The sequence below is a fragment of the Nocardioides sp. genome (genome assembly GCF_031397825.1).
GTDB lineage: Bacteria > Actinomycetota > Actinomycetes > Propionibacteriales > Nocardioidaceae > Nocardioides.
In genome coordinates this window covers 1-3,467 of sequence record NZ_JANNML010000141.1, presented here as the reverse complement: position 1 = coordinate 3,467, position 3,467 = coordinate 1, and the positions used below count along the sequence as shown (strand labels likewise).

Annotated in this window: 2 protein-coding genes, 1 rRNA gene and 1 pseudogene; all 4 read left to right on the top strand. The window is 69.0% G+C overall.

What is annotated here, in order from left to right:
* Window positions 1–612, top strand: a pseudogene (locus tag RMN98_RS12440) (argininosuccinate synthase domain-containing protein); the annotation flags it as partial.
* Window positions 612–2,036, top strand: a complete 1,425-nt coding sequence (argH, locus tag RMN98_RS12435; RefSeq protein WP_309649129.1) for an argininosuccinate lyase — start codon at window positions 612–614, stop codon at window positions 2,034–2,036. The pseudogene RMN98_RS12440 and the gene argH, both read left to right, overlap by 1 nt.
* Before the next feature lie 17 nt (window positions 2,037–2,053).
* The gene (locus tag RMN98_RS12430; protein ID WP_309649128.1) at window positions 2,054–2,659 is read left to right on the top strand and encodes a DNA-3-methyladenine glycosylase; all 606 of its coding nucleotides are present in this window, start codon (window positions 2,054–2,056) and stop codon (window positions 2,657–2,659) included.
* 468 nt (window positions 2,660–3,127) lie between these two features.
* A 16S ribosomal RNA gene (locus RMN98_RS12425) occupies window positions 3,128–3,467 on the top strand; the annotation flags it as partial.

Here is a 3,467-nt window from a genome sequence, read left to right as displayed (position 1 = left end):
GGCATGTCCGACCAGATCGAGAACCGCATCATCGAGGCCAAGTCGCGCGGCATCTACGAGGCGCCCGGCATGGCGCTGCTCTGGATCGCCTACGAGCGCCTGGTCAACGCGGTGCACAACGAGGACACCATCGCCAACTACCACGCCGAGGGCCGCCGCCTCGGTCGGCTGATGTACGAAGGCCGCTGGCTCGACCCGCAGGCGCTGATGATGCGCGAGGCCATCCAGCGCTGGATCGCCTCGCTGGTCACCGGCGAGGTCACGCTGCGCCTGCGTCGCGGCGAGGACTACACGGTCCTGCGTACCGACGGCCCGGCGTTCTCCTACCACCCCGACAAGCTCTCGATGGAGCGCACCGACAACGCCGCCTTCGGGCCCACCGACCGCATCGGGCAGCTCACGATGCGCAACCTGGACATCGCCGACTCGCGCGCCAAGCTCGAGATGTACGCCGCGCAGCCGCTCGACCAAGGCCAGGTGCTGGTCGAGAACGGCACGCTCTTCGGCGAGCTCCCGGCCGGTGGCGCGGAGCGCATCACCGACAACCCGTCCGCGCGCGACGCCGACGACGAGGCGCTCGACTACGCCGCGATGGAGTCCGGGACCGACTGATGGGGGACAGCGGCACCACCAACGAGGGCAAGCTCTGGGGCGGCCGGTTCGCCGGAGGTCCGTCGCCGGAGCTCGAGGCCCTGTCGCGCTCGACCCACTTCGACTGGCGGCTGGCGCCCTACGACCTCGCCGGCTCCCGCGCCCACGCCCGGGCGCTGCACCGCGCCGGGCTGCTCGGCGACGCGGCACTCGGAGAGCTGTTGCGCGGGCTCGACGTGCTGGGGGAGCGTTTCGCGGCAGGCACGCTCCAGCCCGACCCCAGCGACGAGGACGTCCACGGAGCCCTGGAGCGGCTGCTGCTCGAGGAGGTGGGCGCCGACACCGGCGGCCGCATCCGCGCGGGTCGCAGCCGCAACGACCAGATCGCCACGCTGTTCAAGATGTTCCTGCGCGACCACGCCCGCATCGTCGCGGGTCAGGTGCTCGACCTCGCCGAGGTGCTCGCCACCCAGGCGCGTGACCACCTGGACGTCGTGATGCCGGGTCGCACGCACCTGCAGCACGCCCAGCCGGTCCTCCTGGCCCACCACCTGCTCGCGCACGCGTGGCCGCTGGTGCGCGACGTCGACCGGATCGCCGACTGGGACGCCCGTGTCGCGGGGGACTCGCCCTACGGCTCCGGTGCGCTCGCGGGCTCCAGTCTCGGTCTCGACCCGGTCGGGGTCGCCGAGGAGCTCGGCTTCACCGGCTCCTCGGCCAACTCGATCGACGGCACATCCGCGCGCGACTTCGTCGCGGAGCTGGCCTACGTCACCGCCCAGGTCGGCGTCGACGTCAGCCGTCTGGCGGAGGAGGTCATCCTCTGGTCGACCCGGGAGTTCGACTTCGTGACGCTGCACGACTCCTGGTCGACGGGCTCGAGCATCATGCCGCAGAAGAAGAACCCCGACATCGCCGAGCTCGCCCGGGGCAAGGCCGGTCGACTCATCGGCAACCTCACCGGACTGATGGCGACCCTGAAGGCGCTTCCCCTGGCCTACAACCGCGACCTCCAGGAGGACAAGGAGCCGGTCTTCGACTCCATCGACACCCTCGAGGTCCTGCTGCCCGCCTTCACGGGGATGGTCGCCACCCTGAGGTTCAACACCTCGCGCCTTGCCGAGCTGGCCCCCCAAGGCTTCTCCCTGGCTACCGACATCGCCGAGTGGTTGGTCCGTCAGGGCACGCCCTTCCGGATCGCCCACGAGGTCGCGGGCGCCTGCGTACGCCGCTGCGAGGAGCTCGGCATCGAGCTGCACCAGCTGACCGACGAGCAGTTCGCGGAGATCTCGCCCACCCTGACCCCCAGCGTGCGCGACGTCCTGACCGTCGAGGGCTCGGTGTCGTCTCGGAGCGGGCGCGGGGGAACCGCTCCCCACCGCGTCCGCGAGCAGCTCGACGAGCTCCTCGCCCGGGCCTCCGCCCAGCGCGACCACCTGTCCTGAGGGCTGGCCCCGTCGTGGTGCCCGACCTCCGTGAGCTCCTGTCGGGACAGGCTCCGGAGGTCGCGCCCGGGCTCCTCGGCTGGCGGCTGAGCCACACCACCAGCGAGGGCACCGTCTCGGTCGTCCTCACCGAGGTCGAGGCCTACCAGGGCGGCGACGACCCGGCCAGCCACGCGTTCCGGGGCCTCACTCCTCGCACCAGGGTGATGTTCGGTGCCGCGGGCCACCTCTACGTCTACCGCTCCTACGGCATCCACTGGTGCGCCAACGTGGTGACGGGGGAGGAGGGGTGCGCTTCCGCGGTCCTCCTGCGCGCCGGACGCGTGGTCGAGGGACACGACCTCGCGCACCACCGGAGGGGCGAGCGTGCCAGCGAGCGCTCGTGGGCCCGGGGACCCGGGTGCCTGGGCCAGGCCCTGGGCCTGAGCGCCGCCCAGGACGGGGCCGACCTCCTGCGCGGCGGCTCTCTCGTGCTGACACCCGGAGCAGCGCCGGCTCCAGAGCTGGTGGACCGCGGCCCCAGGGTGGGCGTGAGCCGTGCGGCCGACGTCCCGTGGCGGTTCTGGGTGCGAGACGACCCCACGGTCAGCTCCTACCGACGCTCGTCCCGGGCGGCTGGCTAGCGACCTGGAGCAATGTCGTGTGTCCCCGCTCACAACGGGCACCTGAGCATGTGGGATGCCCTGCGGCCCTGCCTCACGAGGAGGCGCCCCGTGCGAACGAATTTTCACGAGTTTCCAGAGCGGCTCGCAGGCCGCTGACCTGCGCAAACGCTGCTGCGCGAAGCCCCAGGGGGGTCGGCGGCAGCCGTGGGGGGACCCCCCGAGTTGACGGTCCCTGGGTCTGCACGTAATGTTCTCCGGGTTGCCCCAGCCGGGCCCGCAAGGGCCGGAAGGCGGAGAGCGACAGCCCCAGGCTCGGACCGGAGACGGTCCCTGTTCGGTGTGCGTCTGATCTTTGAGAACTCAACAGTGTGTCATAGTCGATGAATTAGTTTGTATGCCCTCATCTTTATTGTTTGTGGGTTTGTTTTTTCGGCAGTTAATGATTCTGGCAATTGTCAGTTTTGTTTTTTGTCAGTGATGGAATTTTCTACGGAGAGTTTGATCCTGGCTCAGGACGAACGCTGGCGGCGTGCTTAACACATGCAAGTCGAGCGGTAAGGCCCTTTCGGGGGTACACGAGCGGCGAACGGGTGAGTAACACGTGAGTAATCTGCCCTTCACTTGGGGATAAGCTTCGGAAACGGGGTCTAATACCTGATACGACGACTACCTGCATGGGTTGGTCGTGGAAAGTTTTTTCGGTGGAGGATGTGCTCGCGGCCTATCAGCTTGTTGGTGGGGTAATGGCCTACCAAGGCTTCGACGGGTAGCCGGCCTGAGAGGGTGACCGGCCACACTGGGACTGAGACACGGCCCAGACTCCTAC